Raw genomic sequence first — 20,950 nt, forward strand, 5'->3', positions numbered from 1 at the left:
GGGAGCCAGTAACATTTCTGATGTGGTGATTATCTATCGCCACATATAAAGAACCGCTGCAAATAGCCACCAGTGATAAGTTGGATTGCCACATTTTGCTGAAGGAGCGGCAAATGAACCCTTTTCGTGTTCTCTTGCTAATCCTCTCTATATGTAGAGGTTTTACTTTACAACAAATGTAGACCATATCAACTTATGGGTTAAACGACAAAAGCAACAAGGGGTTACCTTTCGATAACCCCTTGTTTTATTTGGCGGAAGCGTAGAGATTCGAACTCTAGAACCCTTTCGGGTCGCCGGTTTTCAAGACCGGTGCCTTCAACCGCTCGGCCACGCTTCCGGTATGGGGCGCACTATAAACACCTCTGTTCAGCCTGTAAAGTACGATTTTGTTCAACCGCCTTAAAAATAAACAAAAATGCGCTATTCGTCTGAAATTCATGCGGTTCGCGCAAAATTTCGACGCAAACCGTCCTCTCCGCATTAGTGTTTTTTGATGTACATATCTTTGGTGTAGTAATACCCCAGCCTGTCAGGCGTGAATCCCCCGACCCACGGCTTCACCAGGTGCGTACGCACATAGTGATAAACTGGAATGGCTGGCACATCTTTGCCCAATATATCCTCCGCCTGCTGATAAAACTTGCCGCGCGTCGCCGTATCAGGCGCTTTCGCCGCATTACGCAACGCGTCATCATAGGCAGGGTTGCTGTACTGACTGGTGTTCTCGCTATCACCGGTACGGAAGTTATTCAGGAAGGTAGAAGCATCATCATAATCGGCAATCCACGCGTAGCGCACGGCATCAAAATTATGCGTATGCATCGTGTCCAGCATGGTCTTCCACTCCTGATTTTGCAGCTTTGCCTCAACGCCAAGGTTCTTTTTCCACATCGAACTGGCGGCTATGGCAATCCGCTGGTGCGATTCCGAAGTGTTATAAAGCAGATTAAACACCAACGGATGAGTATCGCTATATCCCGCCGCGTTCAGCAGTTTTTTCGCCTCGGCGATACGTTTATCGCGCGGCCAACTGGCATAATCCGGATTGTGCAGTTTCACGCCGCCGATATCAGGCTGACTGATAAGCCAGGCCGGGCGCTGCCCCTGCCCCAGCACCTTATCGGCGATAATGTTTTTATCGAGGGCCATATTCAGCGCCTGCCGTACGCGCGGGTCGTTAAACGGCGGCCTGGTGGTATTAAATTCGTAATAATAGGTCGCCAGTTGCGGTGAAACATTCAGTTGATCGCCCATGGTTTTTTTTAACTGAGCGAACTGATTAATCGGCACGGTATAAACTATGTCGATCTCCCCGGCTTTATAGCGGTTGACGTCAGCGGATTCAGAGCTTATCGGCAGATATGTCACCTTGTTGATCACGGTATGTGCATTGTCCCAGTAACGCGGATTACGCTCAGCGACAATGCGTTCATTCACCACCCACTGAGACAGCTTATAAGGCCCGCTGGTCACCATATGCTCCGGTTTGGTCCACTTATCGCCGTAACGGGATATCAACACTTTATCGAGCGGAACCAAAGACGGGTGCGCCAGCATCGAGAGAAACGCCGCATTTGGCTGGTTTAACGTCACTTCAAGGGTCGCGTCGTCAATTGCTTTTACCCCCAGTGTCTCAGGCGCTTTTTTACCCTGTGCGATATCTGCCGCGTTAACAATATGCATATTGCCGGGATAGCTTGCATAAGGAGACGCCGTAAGCGGCGATACCAGACGCTGCCAGCTCCAGACAATATCCTGCGCCGTAATCGCCGTGCCATCTGACCAGGTTATCCCAGGGCGCAGATGGAACGTCCAGACGGTGTTATCTTTATTCTCCCACTTCTCCGCCAGCCGGGGCTGAATCTCCCCAGTCGGTGAAACGCTGACCAGTCCTTCGAAGAGATCGCTGACAATATTGAATTCAACATCGCTTTCCACTTTCTGCGGATCCAGCGACGATGGCTCGCTACCGTTATTTCTGACTAACTCCTGCTTCTCTGCCAGTACCGTTCCCGGTGGCACCTGAGCGGTTAGTGCCGGCGTGGCCATTGAGAACAGGCCGACTGCCAGCAATACGCGTGTGATGTGATTATATTTTTGTGATTTCATGTCCTTGCCTTGATTATGTTTCGTTTGTACCCTATCCAGACTTAATCATACAATGGATATAACGCAATATTTTTCAGTAAGTTATCAGATTTAGATCTGGATTTAAGAAGATGAATGTATAAGCATGCTACTTACGCCATATAATCTGAAATAATATGCTGAATACAATCGCCAGGTTTTGAGTAAAGATGGGTAAAAGCACTATGGCGGCAGCCATGTTTTTTTTATGCTTCATTATTAATTACATCTGTCATAAGAGAGTGACTCATGGATCGTATAATTACATCGTCGCGTGACCGTTCATCGCTGCTCAGCACGCACAAAGTTCTGCGTAACACCTATTTCCTGCTTAGCCTGACGCTGGCATTTTCCGCTATTACTGCCACAGCCAGCACGGTGCTGATGCTGCCCTCTCCGGGTCTGATTCTGACGCTGGTCGGTATGTACGGCCTGATGTTCCTGACCTATAAAACGGCGGATAAACCAACGGGTATCATTTCTGCGTTCGCCTTTACCGGTTTTCTGGGCTATATCCTGGGGCCGATGCTGAATGCCTACCTGTCTGCAGGCATGGGCGATGTGATCGGCCTGGCGCTGGGTGGCACCGCGCTGGTGTTCTTCTGCTGCTCAGCCTACGTGCTGACCACCCGTAAAGATATGTCCTTCCTCGGCGGTATGCTGATGGCGGGCGTAGTGGTGGTGCTGATCGGGATGGTGGCGAACATTTTCCTGCAGCTCCCGGCTCTGCACCTGGCAATCAGCGCGGTATTTATCCTGATTTCTTCAGGCGCGATCCTGTTTGAAACCAGCAACATCATCCACGGCGGTGAAACTAACTACATCCGCGCGACCGTTAGCCTGTACGTCTCGCTGTACAACATCTTCGTCAGCTTGCTGAGCATTCTTGGCTTCGCCAGCAGAGATTAACGTACTTCCCGACTGTTCCGAGGCCCTGCTTATGCAGGGCCTTATTTTTTGCTACACTGCCGCGAGTAGTTTCAGCGGTATATGAAAATTATGTTTATCTTTGAAGGCAATGAAATCAAGACCGATAGCGAAGGTTATCTGAAGGATACGACCCAGTGGAGTGAAGCGATGGCGGCAGTTATCGCTGAACAGGAGGGCATCACTCTGTCCGTTGAGCACTGGGAAGTGGTGCGCTTTGTGCGTAACTTTTATCTGGAATTCAATACGTCGCCGGCCATTCGCATGCTGGTGAAGGCCATGGCGAACACGTTCGGCGAAGAGAAAGGCAACAGCCGTTATCTCTACCGCCTGTTCCCGAAAGGCCCGGCTAAGCAGGCGACAAAAATCGCCGGCCTGCCTAAACCGGTCAAGTGCATCTAATACAGAATGGCGAATTTTTGCCACTCTCTGGTGGGCTGATGGGGTTCAGTGAGAACCTTGTCAACCCGCGCGCTACGGGGCCCGCCTGCTTTCAACCAGGCAATCAGCTGTGCCACTTTCTCCGCCTCGCCACAGGCAAGAACCTCCACACCACCGTCGTCAAGATTGCGCGCGTACCCCGTTAGCCCGAGCTGTAGCGCCTCACGCTGAGTTGAGTAACGAAACCCGACGCCCTGAACAGAGCCGTATACCCACGCCATAGTACAGACAGTCGTCATTCTCACTCTCCTTTCCGGCTAATGACATAATGCTGAGGATAGCAAATACTTTCAGCGTACATGTTTTGGCAATAATCCATAATGCTGACGAAAACGTGCACTAAAGCGCGATCCGGAGAGATAGCCGCTGTTTTGCGCAATTTCGCCGATCGGCCTTGACGTCGACTGCAGTTGTCCCAAAGCATAGGCCATACGCACCTCTTCCACTATCTGGCGGAAACTGCGGGATTCCTGCCGTAAACGGCGGCGAAGGGTTGATTCGCCAACAAACAGCATCTTAGCCACTTTCGCAACACTCCACGACTCGCCGGGTGACAGCATAATAATTTGCCTTACCTGACCGGTTAAATCTTCATGCCGTTCTTTGAGAAGCGGCCATGCGTAACCCGCCTGGTACAGCGCCAATAGCAATCCCATCGCCTGATGATGCTGTAACTCTGCGGAAACCTCTTCACGCACGGCCTGCAAAACACTCTGCCACATAAACGCCAGTTCAGAAGCCAGCGGTGCGCAGAGCGAGGTCAGACGCCCGCCCTGCGGCTCGTTCATATAGCGAGCCTTAAAATCAGCTAACAATTCCGGGGTTAATAACAACAGCTCGGAGCAAAATAGTCCATTCTCCGGCTGGTTAATAACGTCAAGTTCAACCCCTGACGGCAAAATTATTAGCTGCTGCGGCGTAGCCAGCATCTGACTGACTCCCTGCACAATCACCTTACTGCCGCGCGTTACCCGACATAGCGCAGGAGAAAAAAGCGTAACACGGTGCAGCTTATATAAACGCCGGGAGGTAATTTCCGTCGCCGTTAAAGCCTTATGGTGAAAATGAATGTTCCGCATCAGACCGCCTTGTTAATTTATCGTCCAGCAATGGCGGTTAACTGCGCGCTGGCGATTGCATGGCTATGCAACATAAAACCGACTAACGCCCCGCCGGACCCGGTATCAATGGGCAATGTCGCCGTATCAAGCGCCCACACGGTAAAGCGGTAACGATGAGGTTTATCTCCAGCAGGCGGACAAGGGCCGCCAAAACCCGCATAGCCAAAGTCATTACGCCCTTGTACCGCCCCGGCAGGCAGTTTAGCGTTATCTTTGTCCCCGGCGCCAGCGGCTAAACGGGTTACCTGCCTGGCAATATTCACCACCGTCCAGTGCCACCAGCCGCTGCCGGTCGGCGCGTCCGGATCATAAACGGTTACCGCAAAGCTGCGAGTATCAGCGGGCGCGTTTTTCCATGCAATTTGCGGTGAAATATTACCACCGCTACAGCCGAATCCGCTAAACCAGTGCGTCAGGGCCAGAGGCTTGCCATCGCGCATATCCGTGCTGCTGATGCTAAATGGCGCAGCAGTCGCCGTACTGCTTATGATCGCCATCATCGCGACAGCTAATTTCAATCCTGTTTTCATCATATTTCCTCCGTTGGGTGAGAAAATACGGTAAGATCCCGGCGTGATTTTTATTATGCCAAAGCGCCTGCATTTTGTGCCGAAACGCTCACCTGTCAATGCCGATGGAATAGTGCTTGCCTCAGCCACTTGTGCTAACCTACGCGCCATTTTTTCGGTGCCGACATCCGTTACTTAAAGGTAGCTCCATGACAGATTCCATATTCCCCCGCTTAGTGTTAACTAAAGGACGCGAGAAATCCCTGCTGCGTCGCCATCCGTGGATTTTCTCCGGCGCCGTCGCGCGGATGGAAGGCAAAGCCCATGCCGGAGAAACTATCGATATCGTTGATTCTCAAGGGAAATGGCTGGCCCGCGGCGCGTACTCCCCTTCCTCGCAGATCCGCGCCCGCGTCTGGAGTTTTGACCGCAGCGAAGACATTGATAACGCCTTTTTTGAGCGACGCCTGCAGCAGGCGCAAATCTGGCGCCAGTGGCTGGCGACCCGTGACGGCCTTGACAGCTATCGTCTGATCGCCGGTGAATCCGATGGCCTGCCAGGCGTCACCATCGACCGTTTTGGTGACTTTTTTGTTTTGCAGTTACTGAGCGCCGGTGCGGAATACCAGCGTGCGCCGATTATCAGCGCACTACAAAAGCTGTTCCCGAACGGCTCAATCTACGATCGCAGCGATGTCGCCGTGCGTAAAAAAGAGGGGCTGGCGCTGACGCAGGGACCGATAGTCGGCGAACTGCCGCCAGCTTTGCTGCCGATTACCGAACACGGAATGCAGCTGCTGGTGGATATTCAGGGCGGGCACAAAACCGGCTACTACCTCGACCAGCGGGACAGCCGCCTGGCAACTCGCCGCTACGTTGCGGATAAACGCGTGCTGAACTGCTTCTCCTATACCGGCGGTTTTGCCATCTCCGCACTGATGGGCGGCTGCCGCCAGGTTGTGAGTGTCGATACGTCTCAGGAAGCCCTGGACGTCGCAAAACAGAATGTTATGCTGAATAAACTCGATCTGGCAAAAGCAGAGTTCGTCCGCGACGATGTATTCAAGCTACTGCGTAAATATCGCGATTCCGGCGAGAAATTCGACGTTATTGTGATGGACCCACCAAAATTCGTTGAAAACAAAAGCCAACTGATGGGGGCCTGTCGCGGCTATAAAGATATCAATATGCTGGCGATCCAGCTTTTGAACCCTGGCGGCGTGTTGCTGACGTTTTCCTGCTCCGGCCTGATGACCAGTGATTTATTTCAGAAAATCATTGCCGATGCCGCAATTGATGCCGGACGTGATGTACAATTTATAGAACAGTTCCGCCAGGCCGCCGATCATCCGGTGATTGCAACCTACCCGGAAGGGCTGTATCTGAAAGGATTTGCCTGTCGCATCATGTAACTTGAAAAGTGGAGAATCGGCCCGCATATATACCCCAACTGATTCAAGCCGCAGGACAAAACGTTGTTGGCCCTGAAGGGGAGCGCTCAGGGATGAGCCAGGTAATCCTGACCAATACACGTACAGCTTGAAGTATGACAGGTATAGCAGGGAATAATATCTCCCGGGAGGCGCTTATGATAGCCAGCAAATTCGGTATCGGCCAACAAGTTCGCCACACGCTTCTGGGCTACCTGGGCGTGGTAGTTGATGTTGATCCAGAGTACTCGCTCACGGAGCCGGAAGAAGATGAAATCGCCGCTAATGATAAACTGCGCATGGCACCCTGGTATCATGTGGTGATGGAAGATGATCTCGGTCGGCCGGTTCACACATACCTCGCGGAAGCACAGCTAAGCAGCGAATCCCGCGATGAACATCCGGAACAACCCTCAATGGATGAACTGGCAAGAACGATTCGCCAGCAGCTTCTGGCGCCAGCGCTGCGTAATTAATTTTAACAACGCGCGAATAGCCATATCTGGCTGATAAAAAAATCTCCCAACCCTGCATCCATGATGAAATAATGCCGGATGAAACAACCGACCTTCGACATATTAGCTTGCCCGACGGAGTTTTATTGGTCGACTCCGCGACAGTCTCCAGACATATCGGTTCTGGGTAAAAGCGTTGCCCCCAGGCCCGGGCTGATTTTCTCTGAACAAGCAGACGACGCCATAAAGTTATAGCGCCGCAGTTTAAGATGCGATCAACGGTTCCTGAACCGCCCTATATGACGGGATTTAGTCTATTTAGCCAGCCCCAAACGCGGGATCTCAATTGCCGGACAACGATCCATTACCACGTTAAGTCCCGCATCCCGGGCCAGGACAGCAGCCTGTTCATTGATCACCCCCAGTTGTAACCATAGCGTTTTCGCGCCGATAGCCACCGCCTCCTGCGCGACGCCCCATGCGGCTTCTGAATGACGAAAAACATCCACCATGTCGACTTTTTCCTCCACCTCTGCCAGCGTGGCGTAACCCTTTTGCCCCAGCAACGAGGTTCCCGCCACCTTCGGGGAGACGGGAATAACGTGATATCCTTGTTCCAGAAGATACTTCATCACCCGATAGCTTGGGCGATCGGGTTTGTCACTCGCTCCGACCAGGGCGATAGTTTTCGTTGAGGTCAGAATGCCTGCAATATCGTTCTCTTTCATCTTCATCCTCCAGCTATTTAGCCCAAGTGTATGCTAATCCGGATAAACCAGCATGGGTCCTGCCCGGCAGATGCGTCAAATTTTTTCATCCCGACACTTGCAGCAGCAGTCACTTCCAGTAATCTGTCTACAGGCTAAAATGTGGAAAGAAATAATGGAACTCACAACACGAACCTTGCCAGCGCGCAAACATATTGCGCTGGTTGCTCACGATCACTGCAAAGAGATGCTGATGAAATGGGTTGAGCGCCACCAGCAACTACTGGCTCAACATACTCTATCAGCAACGGGAACGACTGGTAATCTGGTTTCACGTGCTACCGGGCTGGAAGTTCGCGCCATGCTGAGCGGCCCAATGGGCGGCGACCAGCAGGTAGGCGCGCTGATATCAGAAGGAAAGATCGATGTATTGATTTTCTTCTGGGATCCGTTAAATGCGGTCCCTCACGACCCGGATGTTAAAGCTCTATTGCGTCTGGCAACGGTATGGAATATTCCGGTTGCCACGAATGCTTCTACAGCCGACTTTATTATCCAGTCTCCGGGCTTCAACGATTCTGTTGATATTTTGATCCCTGATTATCAGCGCTACCTCGCCGAGCGTCTGAAATAACCCACGCTGGCGGCAAAGCCGCCAGTCATTATGGTTTTCTCGCCACAGGCACATCGAGCGCCGCTAACATGTCAACAAACGGTGACGGTTGTTCTTTGTTAAACAATAGCCACACGCGTAAGCGAGCACGAGTGAGAGCAACATATAACAAACGTCGCTCTTCAGCATCGGGAAAATCCTCTGGTTGCGGTAATAATGCCTGCTCCATAATTGACTCCCGTGCCGGTGCCGGAAACCCATCATCCCCATCCTGAAGCCCCAAAATGATGACGTAATCTGCCTGCTGCCCTTTACTGGCATGGATCGTCATAAAATCGAGCTGCAGGTGCGGCCAGCGCGTGGCGGCTTTATCCAACGCCGCCGGTTTCAAATGATGGTAACGAGCCAGCAGTAAAATCCTCTGTTCCTGTTTTACATAACCACTCATCTTATCAAGCAGGTCATCAAGCTTGTTTTCCGCCAGCAGCGTTACCGCTTTTTTATCCCCGGCAACCAGACTGTTTAGCGGTTTCGTCAACTGATGGGGATTTTGCTGGATAAATCCGTTCGCTACCTCGCCTATCCGACGGTTAAATCGGTAGGTGGTATCCAGCGCACAGCAATCCCCTTCGCCAAAATAGTGATTAAAAGCAGTAGTCAGGGAGAGCTGAGCCCCACTAAAACGATAGATAGCCTGCCAGTCATCGCCAACGGCAAATAACGTGGTCTGACTATTTTGTCGGCGTAACGCAGCAAGTAAGGCGGCCCGCAGGGGAGAGATGTCCTGGAACTCGTCAACCAGAATATGCTTCCACGGACTGACAAACCGCCCTTTATCAAGAATATTAATCGCCTGATGAATCAGGCCGGAAAAATCGACGGCATTTTCATCCTTTAACGCCGTTTTCCACGTTTTAAGCAATGGCGCCATCAGCTTCACGCGCTTGCTAAAAAGGTCGCGCACCTCCTCCGGGGCGCCCGCGATCATCTCCGCCTGCGAGCCGCCATGCATACGCATCAGGCTAACCCAACGATCAAGACGACTGGCGATCCTGCGCTGTAGCTTTTGATCCTGCCAGAAAGCGCCTTCCGGGATTTGCCAGTTCATTTCTTCTTCCAGCCACAGACGCCACCCTTTAGCCTGCGCTTTCTTCTCCTGGCATTGCTGCTGCCAGCTCTGTACTAACAGTTTCTGTCGCGCGCCGCTGTCGCTCTCCAGCTTGCTAATTGTCGGAACCTTTTTACTCCCTTGCTGAATAATCTGCAGAGCCAGAGCATGAAACGTCCGCGCGGAAATTTCGTCTGTCCCCAGGCGTTCGCGGATACGTTCATCCATCTCCTGCGCCGCCTGGCGACCAAATGCCAGTAGCATGATCTGCTCAGGAGCCGCTTCTCCCCGCATCAATAGCCAGCCCGCGCGCGCAACTAAAACCGAGGTTTTACCACTTCCGGCACCGGCAAGGACTAACACTGAAGGTTCGCCATTCACTACTGCACGCGCCTGAGCAGGATTCAGCGGCGATGACTCCACACCGGCAAAAAAACCTCGATATTGTTCCAGCATTGATTCGGTAAATGACTGGTTATGAATGAGTCTGGCCTTTTCCGTATCGCTCAACCAACTCTGGCATTGCCGCCACAGCTCCCGACAGTTATCAAAAGTATCAAGGCGGCGTGTCGGCACCGGTAATCCACTGATAGCATGGCGTATTTTACTCTGAATACCTGAAACCTGCTCACGCGTCAGCCATTTACCATCAGCGCTGGAACGCGCCACCTCCGCCAGTTGCTGGCGAAGTACATCAGCGGCAATTTCGCTCATTTCCTTGCTCCACTGCTGCCAGAGCGTATTCATGTGGTGATAAAATCGTTGGGTTTCGTTCCATTCGGTGCCATGCAAACGCACAACTTTATCGTCGGGAAGGACAAATTCCAGCTCGCCCCATACCAGCCCGCGTTTACAATTGACAGACAATAACTGATTGAAAGGTATAAGATACTCATGGTTATCACCGGAAATCTTTACCCCGGCATTAAGCAGTTGCACCCGGTCATAAGGATGCTGCGCCATGCGTTTGCCCAATGTTGTCGCTTTAAGTTCCATATAATGTCGAATTTCAATCAGATTGGATGTTTTTAAGTTTAACCGCCAGCGACCGGGTGCTCCAGCGCAAAAAACGCTACAATGGTCGGGTCTTATTATCCACGGAATGAAACAGAGGGTTTATGCGTACCGTTCTGAATATTTTAAACTTTATCCTTGGCGGTTTCGCCACCACCCTCGGCTGGCTACTGGCAACGCTGGTCAGCATCGTGCTCATCTTTACGCTGCCGCTCACTCGCTCATGCTGGGAAATAACCAAACTTTCCCTGATTCCTTACGGGAATGAAGCCATTCATGTTGATGAACTTGATCCCCAGGGGAAAAATAACCTGCTAAACGCGGGAGGGACGCTGCTGAATATTGTATGGTTTATTTTCTTTGGCTGGTGGCTATGCCTGATGCATATTTTCTGTGGCATCACGCAGTGCCTGACGATCATCGGTATCCCTGTCGGGATCGCGAATTTTAAAATCGCAGCGATTGCTCTGTGGCCTGTGGGTCGCCGCGTGGTCTCTGTTGAAACCGCCCGTGCCGCACGTGAAGCCAATGCCCGTCGTCGATTTCAGTAATTGAATGGAACTCCGAAATGCTTAGCCCCCTGCTACGCCGCTACACCTGGAACAGCGCCTGGTTATATAACATCAGGATCTTTATTGCACTCTGCGGTACGACCGCATTCCCATGGTGGCTTGGCGAAGTAAAACTGACCATCCCTTTAACCCTCGGCGTGGTGGCTGCTGCGCTGACCGACCTTGATGACCGACTGACAGGACGCCTGCGGAATCTGGCTATTACCCTCGTGTGCTTCTTTATTGCTTCAGCGTCCGTGGAGCTTCTCTTTCCCTGGCCCTGGCTATTTGCACCAGGGTTAACGGCTTCAACGATCGGCTTTATTTTGCTTGGCGGACTGGGGCAGCGCTACGCAACAATCGCCTTTGGCGCTTTGTTAATCGCCATCTATACCATGTTGGGAGTGACCCTCTACAGTCAGTGGTACCTTCAGCCGTTGTTTTTGCTGGCGGGCGCAGTCTGGTATAATTTACTCACACTCGCCGGACATCTTATCTTCCCCATCCGTCCCTTGCAGGACAACCTCGCCCGTAGTTATGAGCAACTGGCCCACTATCTGGAACTCAAGTCACGCCTGTTCGATCCCGATATTGAAGATGAAAGCCAGGCTCCGCTATATGATCTGGCGATAGCCAACGGGCAGTTAGTCACCACGCTAAATATGACGAAAACCTCGCTACTGACGCGCCTGCGCGGCGATCGCGGTCAACGAGGAACTCGCCGTACCTTACAGTACTACTTCGTGGCGCAGGATATTCATGAGCGTGCCAGCTCATCGCATATTCAATACCAGACCCTGCGCGATCACTTCCGCTATAGCGATGTCATGTTCCGTTTCCAGCGGATGTTATCCATGCAAGCGCAGGCGTGCCAGAAGCTATCACGCGCTATTCTCTTACGTGAACCTTATCAGCATGATGCTCACTTTGAACGCGCATTTATGCATCTTGATGCCGCTCTCGATCGCGTCCGGGCTAGCGGAGCACCAGAAGAACAAGTCAAGGCTCTGGGCTTTTTGCTCAATAATCTGCGGGCTATTGATGCACAACTGGCAACCATTGAGTCCTCCCAAACGATCGTTCAGCCCGGCGCCAGTACAGAAAATCTGCTGGCAGACGATCAACCTAATGGGTTTAGTGATATCTGGCTGCGGTTACGCAGTAATATGTCCCCGGAGTCTGCCCTGTTTCGTCATGCGGTTCGGATGTCATTCGTGCTGTGCACGGGTTACGCTTTTATCCAGCTTACCGGCCTGAACCATGGCTACTGGATATTATTGACCAGTTTGTTTGTTTGCCAGCCAAACTATAACGCCACTCGCCACCGGCTGGCGCTCAGGATAATCGGTACCCTGATTGGCGTGGCGATAGGCCTGCCAGTACTTCTGCTTGTCCCGTCCATTGAAGGCCAGTTGCTGTTGATTGTTTTGACCGGCGTGCTGTTCTTTGCTTTCCGTAATGTACAATACGCCCACGCGACAATGTTCATCACGCTGCTGGTCCTGCTGTGCTTTAACCTACTGGGGGAAGGCTTTGAAGTTGCCCTACCGCGTATAGTGGACACGCTTATCGGCTGCGCCATCGCCTGGGCGGCCGTCAGCTTCATTTGGCCCGACTGGAAATTCCGCAATTTGCCACGCGTGCTTGAGCAGGCAATTAACGCCAACTGCCGGTATCTGGATGCTATTCTTGAGCAATATCACCAGGGACGGGATAATCGCCTTGCCTATCGTATCGCGCGACGAGCTGCGCACAACCGGGATGGTGAGCTGGCATCGGTAATATCAAATTTATCCACCGAACCGAGAGCGGACGCCGCAATGCGAGAAATCGCCTTTCGTTTATTGTGCCTGAATCATACATTTACCAGTTATATTTCGGCTCTCGGCGCCCATCGAGAAAAACTGACAACGCCAGATATGCTGGCGCTACTGGATGATGCCGTTTGTTATGTTGATGATGCTTTGCATCACACTCCCGCCGATGAGTACCGAGTCCAGCAAGCTTTGGCAAACCTGCAGACTCGGATCCAACATATCGAACCTCGCGCCGACAGCAAAGAACCTTTAGTACTTCAGCAGATCGGTTTACTTCTGGCATTACTGCCTGAAATCTGTCGGCTACGGCATCAGGTCAAAGTACAAACTGAGTAAATATCCCGCTTGCGCTGATGTTTGGTCGCCCACTCCTTAAGCTCCTGTCGACGCTGTACAGGGAGTGCGGCGACATGCACGCCCGCAACCGCGCCTTCTAACGAATAAAGCACTTTAACCGTCAGCGCTTTATTCGTTTTTAGCAGTTTCAGCCAGGCTTCTTTCGCGCCAATCTCACGTAGCGTTTGCTCATCCGTTATACCGACATTAATCAACTGTAGTTCCATATGGAAACTAATATTTGGCAAGTTTTTTAATCTTCCTGAATTGCGCAATTGTTGCTTTTCATTCCGCGCTGTCTGCAATGAAAAAGCCGACAGTTGGTACAGCATTTCTTTATCATCCCAAAGCGCTTCGTTTATATGATAATATTTTAGCGCAGTTAGCCGACCATTCTTCCGGATGACCAAAAGCGGGCTCTTATGTTCAACACGGTACTCTACGCTCTGCTCACAGACCCGAAGATAGATTTCGCCCTCCGTCATCATGGCAAAAACCGTATTATCTATCGACAAACTATAGCCGCCAAATAAAGGCCGACAACTTATTATCCCAAGAGGGGATAAGCACTCCCTGAACTGATGTATCCTTTGAGACGAAGTTTTCTTCATGATTATTCCCTTATTAATCATGTAAATATATATATCCCTTCAAATCGTTTCTTTGTTGTTTGCACCTTACCCGATCACATCCTTATCTGTGCTTCCGAAGAGTGTGTTGCTCGCGGTCACGATGCATCCCGAATGATTCTGCGTATAGCAGTAAAATTTGATTAACGAATCCATTAATCAAGAAAATAAGTGACTTTTCTCTGTGCAGCAACAGGAATCCTGTATTCATCTTAACCAGATTACTTTTTTGCGAGATGCTTTCAGGAAATTTCCTGCTGATGATGCCTCTCTCAGGCAAACGTCGCTCTTTTATTAATATAAATAACAAAAATGAACAGGATATTCAGCAGCAGAATCGAGAATAACATCACTCAACGTACAATATTAGCAACGATGAATTCACATTCAACAACTGTGGACATCACATTGTAACGGGCACTCAGTCGTCACGACATGAAGCGCAAATTTTGCACAGCAGAACAAAAATAAGGTTGATCTTTTCACCATCCGCATATACTGTATATGCATACAGTAACCCACAGGCGGGATAGACTATGTTTACTTCAGCGCACGCAAATCGTTTACCACTGACTTCTACTACCGTATGTCGTCGTTCTCATGACGCTGTCGAACAACCCGCTAACGGGCTGATCAGTGAAATAGTCTATCGCGAAGATCAACCCATGATGACGCAACTACTCTTGCTTCCTTTATTACAGCAGCTTGGGCAACAATCGCGCTGGCAACTCTGGCTAACGCCCCGGCAAAAGCTAAGCCGTGAATGGGTACAGTCCTCCGGTTTGCCGCTATCAAAGGTTATGCAGATCAGCCAACTATCGCCTCATAACGCACTTGAATCCATGATTCGGGCACTGCGTACCGGGAATTACAGTGTGGTCATTGGCTGGTTGTCAGACGAACTTAGCATTGAAGAGCACGAGCAACTGGTTGCCGCTGCAGAAGAAGGGCACGCCATGGGGTTCATCATGCGTCCAGTCAGTAATAACAGCCAGCCGGAGAGACAATTTTCTGGGTTAAAAATTCACTCAAATCTATATCATTAAGTTAATTTAGGATTAATCCTGGAACTTTTTTTATCCTGGCACGAGGCTTGCTTTTTTGATTTACGTTTTTGTTAAAATGCCTGTCTGATGCGGTCTCGCGACACTTTTTGTTTGATTAAATTCAACCTTATTTATTAAACATTACCTACACAACCCTTTTTTTTCATATGCCTGACGGAGTTCACACTTGTAAGTTTCTAACTAAGTTGTAGACTTTACATCGCCAGGGGTGATCGGCTGACGCTGCATGTATTGGCATGTATCAGCATAGTTAACAACAAGTCATGCCCCGGGTGAAGGATTTAACCGTGAGGTCTTTTGTACTTTCATGGCGAATTTTGGATGATAATGAGGCGCAAAAAATGAAAAAGACAGCTATCGCGATTGCAGTGGCACTGGCTGGCTTCGCTACCGTAGCGCAGGCCGCTCCGAAAGATAACACCTGGTATGCAGGTGCTAAGCTGGGCTGGTCCCAGTATCACGACACCGGTTTTTACGGTAACGGTTTCCAGGGCAATAACGGCCCGACCCATAACAGCCAACTGGGTGCTGGTGCGTTTGGTGGTTATCAGGTTAACCCGTACCTCGGTTTCGAAATGGGTTATGACTGGCTGGGCCGCATGGAATACAAAGGCAGCGTTGATAACGGTGCTTTCAAAGCTCAGGGCGTTCAACTGACCGCTAAACTGGGTTACCCGATCACTGACGATCTGGATATCTACACCCGTCTGGGTGGTATGGTCTGGCGCGCTGACGCCAAAGGCAACTACGCGTCTACCGGTGTTTCTCGTAACGAACATGATACTGGCGTTTCCCCGGTATTCGCTGGCGGCTTAGAGTGGGCCGTTACCCGTGATATCGCAACGCGTCTGGAATACCAGTGGGTTAACAACATCGGCGACGCTGGTACCGTTGGTGCCCGTCCTGATAACGGCATGCTGAGCCTCGGCGTTTCCTACCGCTTCGGTCAGGATGATGTTGCTCCGGTCGTAGCTCCGGCTCCGGCTCCAGCGCCTGAAGTAACCACCAAGCACTTCACCCTGAAGTCTGACGTACTGTTCAACTTCAACAAAGCAACGCTGAAACCAGAAGGCCAACAGGCTCTGGATCAGCTGTACACCCAGTTGAGCAACATGGATCCGAAAGACGGTGCTGCAGTGGTTCTGGGTTATACCGACCGTATCGGTTCTGATGCCTACAACCAGAAACTGTCTGAGAAACGTGCTCAGTCCGTTGTTGATTACCTGGTTTCTAAAGGTATCCCGGCTAGCAAAATCTCCGCTCGCGGTATGGGTGAAGCCAATCCAGTTACTGGCAACACCTGTGACAACGTGAAAGCACGTGCAGCGCTGATTGACTGCCTGGCTCCGGATCGTCGTGTAGAGATCGAAGTTAAAGGTTATAAAGAAGTCGTAACTCAGCCGCAGGCTTAAGTTATACTGTCAAAAAAACCCCGCTGATGCGCTGAGGGATCCCCACAAACTCAGCGCTAATAAACCAACACCATACTTCGGTAGGTTTTGGCGAGATGATTAAGAAGGGTGCTCAGCACCATTCGTCTTAAAATTAGCGGGGAGTGTCGCAGGACATTCTCCGCTAATGTCAAATATGAGATAACCCGCCGCGATTTAATACTGTTGGCCTGGTATCTCAGATGTAATCCTTTATTTTCAGCATGATAACCAATAAGCCACAGGACTATTATACTCAGTGTTGCCAGCAGACTCAGCGCAAGAAGACGTCCTGCTGAACGACTGTAACTGGCACGCAAACCGAACCCAAAACGCTCACTTTTCTCATCCCGGAAGTTTTGCTCTATCTGCATACGGCGACTGTATAACTTCATGATTTCCCGTGGCTTAAAGTCACCTGTGCTACTGAATATAAGCCAGGGTTCTTTTGCCGCTTTGCGGGCATCCCGGACCTGCGATTTACGATGAATTCGACACCGGGAATGTTTGTGCTTACGCCCACGAGTTTGTTTTTTGTGAAGATAAAAGTGTCCGTCACAGCGTGCATATTCTGCCCGTCCCAGAGTTCCAGACCCGAGATGTACCGGTCGTATGCCTGCCTTAATTTGTGAATGTTTTTCAGCTTTGATATCAGAGACATCGTGCCAGCATCCACCTGTTTTTTGTAACCTGAACTTTACCTTACCCCGGATACGACCAATGAAATCCCAGCCCAGCGATTTTATATGATTGAACCATGCATTCTGGAAGCCAGCATCAGTGACGATAAGTACCCTGGACTTCGGGTTTACCGCTCCGGCAAGCGCATCAAGGAACGCTTTTTGGATCTTTGCGTTCTGCTGTTTTTCTGAGGGAACGATCCAGCTCAATAACGGGAGCGAACGCCCGTCGCAAATCAGGCTGGCGCGGAGGACATGATATTCCTGAGACGGGTAGCCACTCCAGTCAACAGCAATGACGCACAAGGATAACTGGCGCGTCAGCATCGAAATAATATTATTGAAAATCAAAGGAATATCACGATGAAGTGATTCATTGCCGAGCAGACGATCAACGCGTTTGATTTTATTTTTAACCTGAGCAGGTCCGGGTAAATAACGACCAATACTGGTCAGCGTCAGCGATGCGCCATTAATGAGTGCAACAGTGGCATCCAGCAGGGCATTTTGCCGGTATTTGTGAAACGGAGCTAAGGCATCCTGGAAGAAATTCTGACATACTCGATAAGCAGGCATAGAGGTGATCTCATTGAATTGGTTGCACAATCAGTAGATCACAAAACTCTATGCCTGTCTTTTTTCACCCGCACATTACTGGGGATTCCTCAGCGCTGATGCGGGGTTTTTTTTACGTTAATACCAGTATCAGCGCCAAAGAACAATGAGCCCGGCGCCCGCTCTATAACATCACTCTTTGCCTAACAGCCGTTGCAGATCATGCTTCAGACTGGACATTGTGCTGGCATACTTCTCTTTATGTTCAGCATCTTCAATCAGTTGCACAATTGTTTCCGACAAAGTCTTACCCCGCCTTTGCGCAAGGCCAGCAAGACGCTGCCAGACCATAAACTCCAGGTCTATAGATTTTTTACGCGTATGCTGATGCTCCGCATTAAAATGACGCTTGCGTCGGGCGCGAATGGTCTGCTTCATGCGGTTGACTAACGCAGGACTCATATGCTGCTCAATCCAGGTATTCACCTGCACGGGTTCATTTTCGAGCGTCAGTAATACATCGACCGCAGCTTGTGCAGCGCTGGCTTCAATGTAACGGGTAATAAGTTCACCTTCCCGGTGTTTTTTTACCAGATATGCCCATTTCCAGCCGCTTTCAAGATTTTCCAGTTGTTGATATTTCATTGCGATCTCAATGTGACCGTGTAACTCGTTTCAGGATATCAGCTTTTTCTTGATGTGCTGAGAATAAATCATCTTTCGTGAAGTGGGTAGGTTCGTTATCACCGTGACAATCGTGATCCCCCGTGTGCTCAGGCGCTGCATAATGTATAATCGCCGGTTTTACATCTGACTAAAAACAGCGATTTTGACCATTACGAAACTTACCCGAAAAGACCTTGCACCTGATACGGAAAGTTATCAGGCGCTGTTTGCACAAACCGACCTGGCGCAAGCGGAGACATCCCTCAGCGGTGAACTGCAACCTCGTTTATTCTATGCCCTGGAGCAACTTCTGGTCACTCCAGCCATTTCATCGTTTATGTTGGTTAAAGCCCCGGAAGAGCCAGAATATCTGCAGTGGTTAGTGGACGAAACCCGAACTTTACATCATCCGTCAGACGCACTTTATGGTGTGCGCTATCAGGTTGACGGCGGCAGAATAACACTTACTCCGCCGCAAACGGCGGAAGATAACTTTGCAAGCAGCGGAACGGTCGAATCCGCAGACTGGATTGAATCGGAGCAGCTCTTTGGCTGCGTACGCCAGTTTAACGGTGAAATCACGCTACAACCCGGTCTGGTTCATCGTGCCAATGGCGGTGTATTGATTCTCTCCCTGCGTGCGCTGCTGGCACAGCCGCTGTTATGGATGCGGCTAAAAAATATGATTGCCCGTCAACGCTTTGACTGGCTGTCAAACAATGAATCCCGCCCCCTTCCGGCGAGCATTCCCTCCATGCCGCTTAATCTGAAAGTTATTCTGGTTGGCGAGCGGGAATCACTTGCTGACTTCCAGGAGATGGAACCCGAACTTTCTGCCCAGGCTATCTACAGCGAGTATGAAGACAACCTGCAGATCGACGATGAAGCGATCCTGAAGCAGTGGTGCCAATGGGTCTGGCAAAACGCCCGACATCTCGAACTCCCTGGCCTTGAGGCCGACGCCTGGCCGTTACTGATTCAGGAAGGCGCCCGCTATACAGGGGATCAGGAAAGCCTGCCCCTGTGTCTGCTCTGGGTGGCTCGCCAGCTTCGGGAGGCAGCCGCCTTCTGTGAAGGTAAAACGATCACCGCCGAAGAGATGCAAACCATGCTGGAACGTCGTTTGTGGCGCGAAGGCTATCTCGCACAGCGGATCCAGGACGAGATCCTGCAAGAGCAAATATTGATCGAGACCGAAGGTGAACGCATAGGACAAATCAACGCGCTGTCCGTTATTGAATTCCCTGGCCATCCACGTGCATTTGGCGAGCCTTCGCGTATTAGCTGCGTCGTGCATATCGGTGACGGCGAATTTATTGACGTTGAGCGTAAGGCCGAGCTGGGCGGCAACATCCACGCTAAAGGTATGATGATCATGCAGGCGTTTCTGATGTCCGAACTGGAGCTGGAACAACAGATTCCGTTCACCGCTTCATTGACCTTCGAGCAATCCTACAGCGAGGTGGACGGCGATAGCGCCTCCATGGCGGAACTGTGTGCATTAATCAGCGCCCTGGCCAATGTGCCGATTAACCAGAGTATCGCCATTACCGGCTCAGTCGACCAGTTTGGTCGCGTACAGCCAGTGGGCGGGCTCAATGAAAAAATTGAAGGCTTCTTTGCTATTTGCCAGCAACGTGGGCTGACAGGTAAACAGGGCGTCATTATTCCTTCTGCCAATGTGCGTCATCTCAGCCTGGCGCAGGAGCTGCAGCAAGCCGTAGAAGATGAACAATTCTTCATCTGGGCAGTTGATGATGTGACTGAAGCATTACCCATCCTGACCCAGTTGCTCTGGGACGGTGAAGGACAAACTTTACGGCAAACCATTCAGGAACGTATTGCGCAGGCGACCCAGCAAGAGAATCGTCATCGCTTTCCGTGGCCGCTACGCTGGTTATGCGGTTCAGGTTCGAACTGATCGGACTTGTTCAGCGTACACGTGTTAGCTATCCTGCGTCCCGAACTCAAAATAAGGCTTACTCAAAACATGGTAGATAAACGCGAATCCTATACAAAAGAAGACCTTCTTGCCTCTGGTCGTGGCGAACTGTTTGGGGCAAAAGGCCCGCAGTTGCCAGCGCCAAATATGCTGATGATGGACCGCGTCATCAAAATGACCGAAACCGGCGGCAACTACAACAAAGGTTATGTCGAAGCAGAACTCGATATTAACCCGGATCTGTGGTTCTTCGGTTGCCACTTCATTGGCGACCCGGTAATGCCTGGTTGTCTGGGTCTGGATGCCATGTGGCAACTGGTTGGCTTCTACCTTGGCTGGTTAGGCGGCGAAGGTAAAGGGCGCGCATTAGGCGTGGGAGAAGTGAAATTTACCGGCCAGGTACTGCCGACCGCGAAAAAAGTGACCTATCGTATTCACTTCAAACGGGTGGTAAACCGCCGTCTGATTATGGGTCTGGCGGATGGTGAAGTGCTGGTTGACGATCGTCTGATCTACACGGCAACCGATCTGAAAGTGGGTCTGTTCCAGGATACTTCTGCGTTCTGATTAAGCAGCAATGCGTTATAAAAGGCGAAGCCCCCGCCTGGCGGAGGCTTCATTTTTAAAGAGACAGTCAGGCAATCTGTACCCTGTCCTCCATGGCTTCTCGCCAGCCTCCTAGCCACCAGGACCTTTGGTTCAAGGTCTGATAAGGACACATTTCTTTCGACCTTCCGGCAATACCGGCTTGATATCCACGTTGATGTGCCCGTACCAGGCGATCTCGTTTTTGTCTCTTCATGCCTCGTTTCCCTCATTCTT

Annotated in this window: 21 protein-coding genes and 1 tRNA gene; 11 read left to right on the forward strand and 11 right to left on the reverse strand. The window is 50.8% G+C overall.

What is annotated here, in order from left to right; all coding sequences use genetic code 11:
* Nucleotides 1–252: 252 nt before the first annotated feature.
* Together FN037_RS03605 and FN037_RS03610 are read right to left on the reverse strand one after the other, a co-directional pair.
* A tRNA-Ser gene (locus FN037_RS03605) sits at nt 253–340 on the reverse strand.
* 143 nt (nt 341–483) lie between these two features.
* Nucleotides 484–2,112: an ABC transporter substrate-binding protein gene (locus FN037_RS03610; protein ID WP_142501558.1), complete on the reverse strand. Its 1,629-nt coding sequence runs from the start codon at nt 2,110–2,112 to the stop codon at nt 484–486.
* Between the two features lie 267 nt (nt 2,113–2,379).
* On the opposite strand from FN037_RS03610, the gene yccA reads away from it, so the two are divergent.
* Together yccA and tusE are read left to right on the forward strand one after the other, a co-directional pair.
* Nucleotides 2,380–3,039: an FtsH protease modulator YccA gene (gene yccA / locus FN037_RS03615; protein ID WP_138360515.1), complete on the forward strand. Its 660-nt coding sequence runs from the start codon at nt 2,380–2,382 to the stop codon at nt 3,037–3,039.
* A 90-nt stretch (nt 3,040–3,129) separates the two neighbouring features.
* Nucleotides 3,130–3,459, forward strand: coding sequence for a sulfurtransferase TusE (gene tusE / locus FN037_RS03620; RefSeq protein ID WP_142501559.1), 330 nt, complete (start codon nt 3,130–3,132; stop codon nt 3,457–3,459).
* Here tusE and yccX read toward each other — a convergent pair.
* Genes yccX through FN037_RS03635 form a run of 3 tightly spaced genes read right to left on the reverse strand, consistent with a single transcriptional unit; the run spans nt 3,456 to nt 5,149 of the window.
* Nucleotides 3,456–3,737 carry an acylphosphatase gene (gene yccX, locus FN037_RS03625; protein ID WP_138360513.1) on the reverse strand — a complete coding sequence of 94 codons (282 nt, stop codon included), beginning with the start codon at nt 3,735–3,737 and terminating at the stop codon, nt 3,456–3,458. The two genes, tusE and yccX, sit on opposite strands and share 4 nt — an antisense overlap.
* A gap of 51 nt (nt 3,738–3,788) precedes the next feature.
* Nucleotides 3,789–4,577 carry a helix-turn-helix transcriptional regulator gene (locus FN037_RS03630; RefSeq protein ID WP_138360512.1) on the reverse strand — a complete coding sequence of 263 codons (789 nt, stop codon included), beginning with the start codon at nt 4,575–4,577 and terminating at the stop codon, nt 3,789–3,791.
* Between the two features lie 17 nt (nt 4,578–4,594).
* Nucleotides 4,595–5,149, reverse strand: a complete 555-nt coding sequence (locus FN037_RS03635) for a YbhB/YbcL family Raf kinase inhibitor-like protein (RefSeq protein ID WP_142501874.1) — start codon at nt 5,147–5,149, stop codon at nt 4,595–4,597.
* 188 nt (nt 5,150–5,337) lie between these two features.
* On the opposite strand from FN037_RS03635, the gene rlmI reads away from it, so the two are divergent.
* The gene (gene rlmI / locus FN037_RS03640) at nt 5,338–6,540 is read left to right on the forward strand and encodes a 23S rRNA (cytosine(1962)-C(5))-methyltransferase RlmI (RefSeq protein ID WP_138360511.1); all 1,203 of its coding nucleotides are present in this window, start codon (nt 5,338–5,340) and stop codon (nt 6,538–6,540) included.
* 176 nt (nt 6,541–6,716) lie between these two features.
* Nucleotides 6,717–7,034, forward strand: coding sequence for a heat shock protein HspQ (gene hspQ / locus FN037_RS03645; RefSeq protein ID WP_138360510.1), 318 nt, complete (start codon nt 6,717–6,719; stop codon nt 7,032–7,034).
* Nucleotides 7,035–7,327: 293 nt separating this feature from the next.
* Here the strand turns inward: hspQ and FN037_RS03650 are convergent, their stop codons facing one another.
* On the reverse strand, nt 7,328–7,741 hold the full coding sequence (locus FN037_RS03650) for a CoA-binding protein (protein ID WP_138360509.1): 414 nt from the start codon (nt 7,739–7,741) through the stop codon (nt 7,328–7,330).
* Nucleotides 7,742–7,895: 154 nt separating this feature from the next.
* On the opposite strand from FN037_RS03650, the gene mgsA reads away from it, so the two are divergent.
* Nucleotides 7,896–8,354: a methylglyoxal synthase gene (mgsA, locus tag FN037_RS03655; protein ID WP_138360508.1), complete on the forward strand. Its 459-nt coding sequence runs from the start codon at nt 7,896–7,898 to the stop codon at nt 8,352–8,354.
* Nucleotides 8,355–8,382: 28 nt separating this feature from the next.
* Here the strand turns inward: mgsA and helD are convergent, their stop codons facing one another.
* Entirely contained in the window at nt 8,383–10,437 is a 2,055-nt protein-coding gene (gene helD, locus FN037_RS03660) for a DNA helicase IV (protein ID WP_138360507.1), read from the reverse strand.
* A gap of 122 nt (nt 10,438–10,559) precedes the next feature.
* Between helD and FN037_RS03665 the strand changes: the two genes are divergently transcribed.
* Nucleotides 10,560–11,006 carry a YccF domain-containing protein gene (locus FN037_RS03665; RefSeq protein WP_142501560.1) on the forward strand — a complete coding sequence of 149 codons (447 nt, stop codon included), beginning with the start codon at nt 10,560–10,562 and terminating at the stop codon, nt 11,004–11,006.
* Nucleotides 11,007–11,023: 17 nt separating this feature from the next.
* Nucleotides 11,024–13,159 (forward strand): YccS family putative transporter, encoded by a 2,136-nt coding sequence (yccS, locus tag FN037_RS03670; RefSeq protein ID WP_138360505.1) that lies wholly within the window; start codon nt 11,024–11,026, stop codon nt 13,157–13,159.
* On the opposite strand, the gene FN037_RS03675 is transcribed toward yccS, so the two are convergent.
* The gene (locus tag FN037_RS03675; protein ID WP_138360504.1) at nt 13,135–13,770 is read right to left on the reverse strand and encodes a TfoX/Sxy family DNA transformation protein; all 636 of its coding nucleotides are present in this window, start codon (nt 13,768–13,770) and stop codon (nt 13,135–13,137) included. The two genes, yccS and FN037_RS03675, sit on opposite strands and share 25 nt — an antisense overlap.
* 554 nt (nt 13,771–14,324) lie before the next feature.
* On the opposite strand from FN037_RS03675, the gene sulA reads away from it, so the two are divergent.
* A complete protein-coding gene (sulA, locus tag FN037_RS03680; RefSeq protein WP_138360503.1) occupies nt 14,325–14,834 on the forward strand; it encodes an SOS-induced cell division inhibitor SulA in 510 nt (169 codons plus the stop codon).
* Between the two features lie 362 nt (nt 14,835–15,196).
* On the forward strand, nt 15,197–16,267 hold the full coding sequence (gene ompA, locus FN037_RS03685) for a porin OmpA (RefSeq protein WP_138360502.1): 1,071 nt from the start codon (nt 15,197–15,199) through the stop codon (nt 16,265–16,267).
* A 56-nt stretch (nt 16,268–16,323) separates the two neighbouring features.
* On the opposite strand, the gene FN037_RS03690 is transcribed toward ompA, so the two are convergent.
* Nucleotides 16,324–17,541: an IS4 family transposase gene (locus FN037_RS03690; protein ID WP_142501561.1), complete on the reverse strand. Its 1,218-nt coding sequence runs from the start codon at nt 17,539–17,541 to the stop codon at nt 16,324–16,326.
* Between the two features lie 171 nt (nt 17,542–17,712).
* A complete protein-coding gene (gene matP, locus FN037_RS03695; protein ID WP_138360501.1) occupies nt 17,713–18,165 on the reverse strand; it encodes a macrodomain Ter protein MatP in 453 nt (150 codons plus the stop codon).
* A gap of 184 nt (nt 18,166–18,349) precedes the next feature.
* Here matP and FN037_RS03700 point away from each other — a divergent pair, with 184 nt between their 5' ends.
* Nucleotides 18,350–20,107: a Lon protease family protein gene (locus tag FN037_RS03700; protein ID WP_142501562.1), complete on the forward strand. Its 1,758-nt coding sequence runs from the start codon at nt 18,350–18,352 to the stop codon at nt 20,105–20,107.
* 69 nt (nt 20,108–20,176) lie between these two features.
* Entirely contained in the window at nt 20,177–20,695 is a 519-nt protein-coding gene (fabA, locus tag FN037_RS03705) for a bifunctional 3-hydroxydecanoyl-ACP dehydratase/trans-2-decenoyl-ACP isomerase (protein WP_138360499.1), read from the forward strand.
* A gap of 67 nt (nt 20,696–20,762) precedes the next feature.
* Here the strand turns inward: fabA and rmf are convergent, their stop codons facing one another.
* On the reverse strand, nt 20,763–20,930 hold the full coding sequence (gene rmf / locus FN037_RS03710) for a ribosome modulation factor (RefSeq protein WP_138360498.1): 168 nt from the start codon (nt 20,928–20,930) through the stop codon (nt 20,763–20,765).
* Nucleotides 20,931–20,950: the final 20 nt, after the last annotated feature.

Source organism: Klebsiella sp. 2680, from assembly GCF_900198535.1.
GTDB classification, from domain to species: Bacteria; Pseudomonadota; Gammaproteobacteria; order Enterobacterales; family Enterobacteriaceae; genus Klebsiella; species Klebsiella indica.

Bases quoted from the DNA above. Each gene is read 5' to 3' on its own strand.
- FN037_RS03610 (WP_142501558.1), bottom strand. From the start codon at position 2,112: ATGAAATCACAAAAATATAATCACATCACACGCGTATTGCTGGCAGTC.
- yccA (WP_138360515.1), top strand. From the start codon at position 2,380: ATGGATCGTATAATTACATCGTCGCGTGACCGTTCATCGCTGCTCAGC.
- tusE (WP_142501559.1), top strand. From the start codon at position 3,130: ATGTTTATCTTTGAAGGCAATGAAATCAAGACCGATAGCGAAGGTTAT.
- yccX (WP_138360513.1), bottom strand. From the start codon at position 3,737: ATGACGACTGTCTGTACTATGGCGTGGGTATACGGCTCTGTTCAGGGC.
- FN037_RS03630 (WP_138360512.1), bottom strand. From the start codon at position 4,577: ATGCGGAACATTCATTTTCACCATAAGGCTTTAACGGCGACGGAAATT.
- FN037_RS03635 (WP_142501874.1), bottom strand. From the start codon at position 5,149: ATGAAAACAGGATTGAAATTAGCTGTCGCGATGATGGCGATCATAAGC.
- rlmI (WP_138360511.1), top strand. From the start codon at position 5,338: ATGACAGATTCCATATTCCCCCGCTTAGTGTTAACTAAAGGACGCGAG.
- hspQ (WP_138360510.1), top strand. From the start codon at position 6,717: ATGATAGCCAGCAAATTCGGTATCGGCCAACAAGTTCGCCACACGCTT.
- FN037_RS03650 (WP_138360509.1), bottom strand. From the start codon at position 7,741: ATGAAAGAGAACGATATTGCAGGCATTCTGACCTCAACGAAAACTATC.
- mgsA (WP_138360508.1), top strand. From the start codon at position 7,896: ATGGAACTCACAACACGAACCTTGCCAGCGCGCAAACATATTGCGCTG.
- helD (WP_138360507.1), bottom strand. From the start codon at position 10,437: ATGGAACTTAAAGCGACAACATTGGGCAAACGCATGGCGCAGCATCCT.
- FN037_RS03665 (WP_142501560.1), top strand. From the start codon at position 10,560: ATGCGTACCGTTCTGAATATTTTAAACTTTATCCTTGGCGGTTTCGCC.
- yccS (WP_138360505.1), top strand. From the start codon at position 11,024: ATGCTTAGCCCCCTGCTACGCCGCTACACCTGGAACAGCGCCTGGTTA.
- FN037_RS03675 (WP_138360504.1), bottom strand. From the start codon at position 13,770: ATGAAGAAAACTTCGTCTCAAAGGATACATCAGTTCAGGGAGTGCTTA.
- sulA (WP_138360503.1), top strand. From the start codon at position 14,325: ATGTTTACTTCAGCGCACGCAAATCGTTTACCACTGACTTCTACTACC.
- ompA (WP_138360502.1), top strand. From the start codon at position 15,197: ATGAAAAAGACAGCTATCGCGATTGCAGTGGCACTGGCTGGCTTCGCT.
- FN037_RS03690 (WP_142501561.1), bottom strand. From the start codon at position 17,541: ATGCCTGCTTATCGAGTATGTCAGAATTTCTTCCAGGATGCCTTAGCT.
- matP (WP_138360501.1), bottom strand. From the start codon at position 18,165: ATGAAATATCAACAACTGGAAAATCTTGAAAGCGGCTGGAAATGGGCA.
- fabA (WP_138360499.1), top strand. From the start codon at position 20,177: ATGGTAGATAAACGCGAATCCTATACAAAAGAAGACCTTCTTGCCTCT.
- rmf (WP_138360498.1), bottom strand. From the start codon at position 20,930: ATGAAGAGACAAAAACGAGATCGCCTGGTACGGGCACATCAACGTGGA.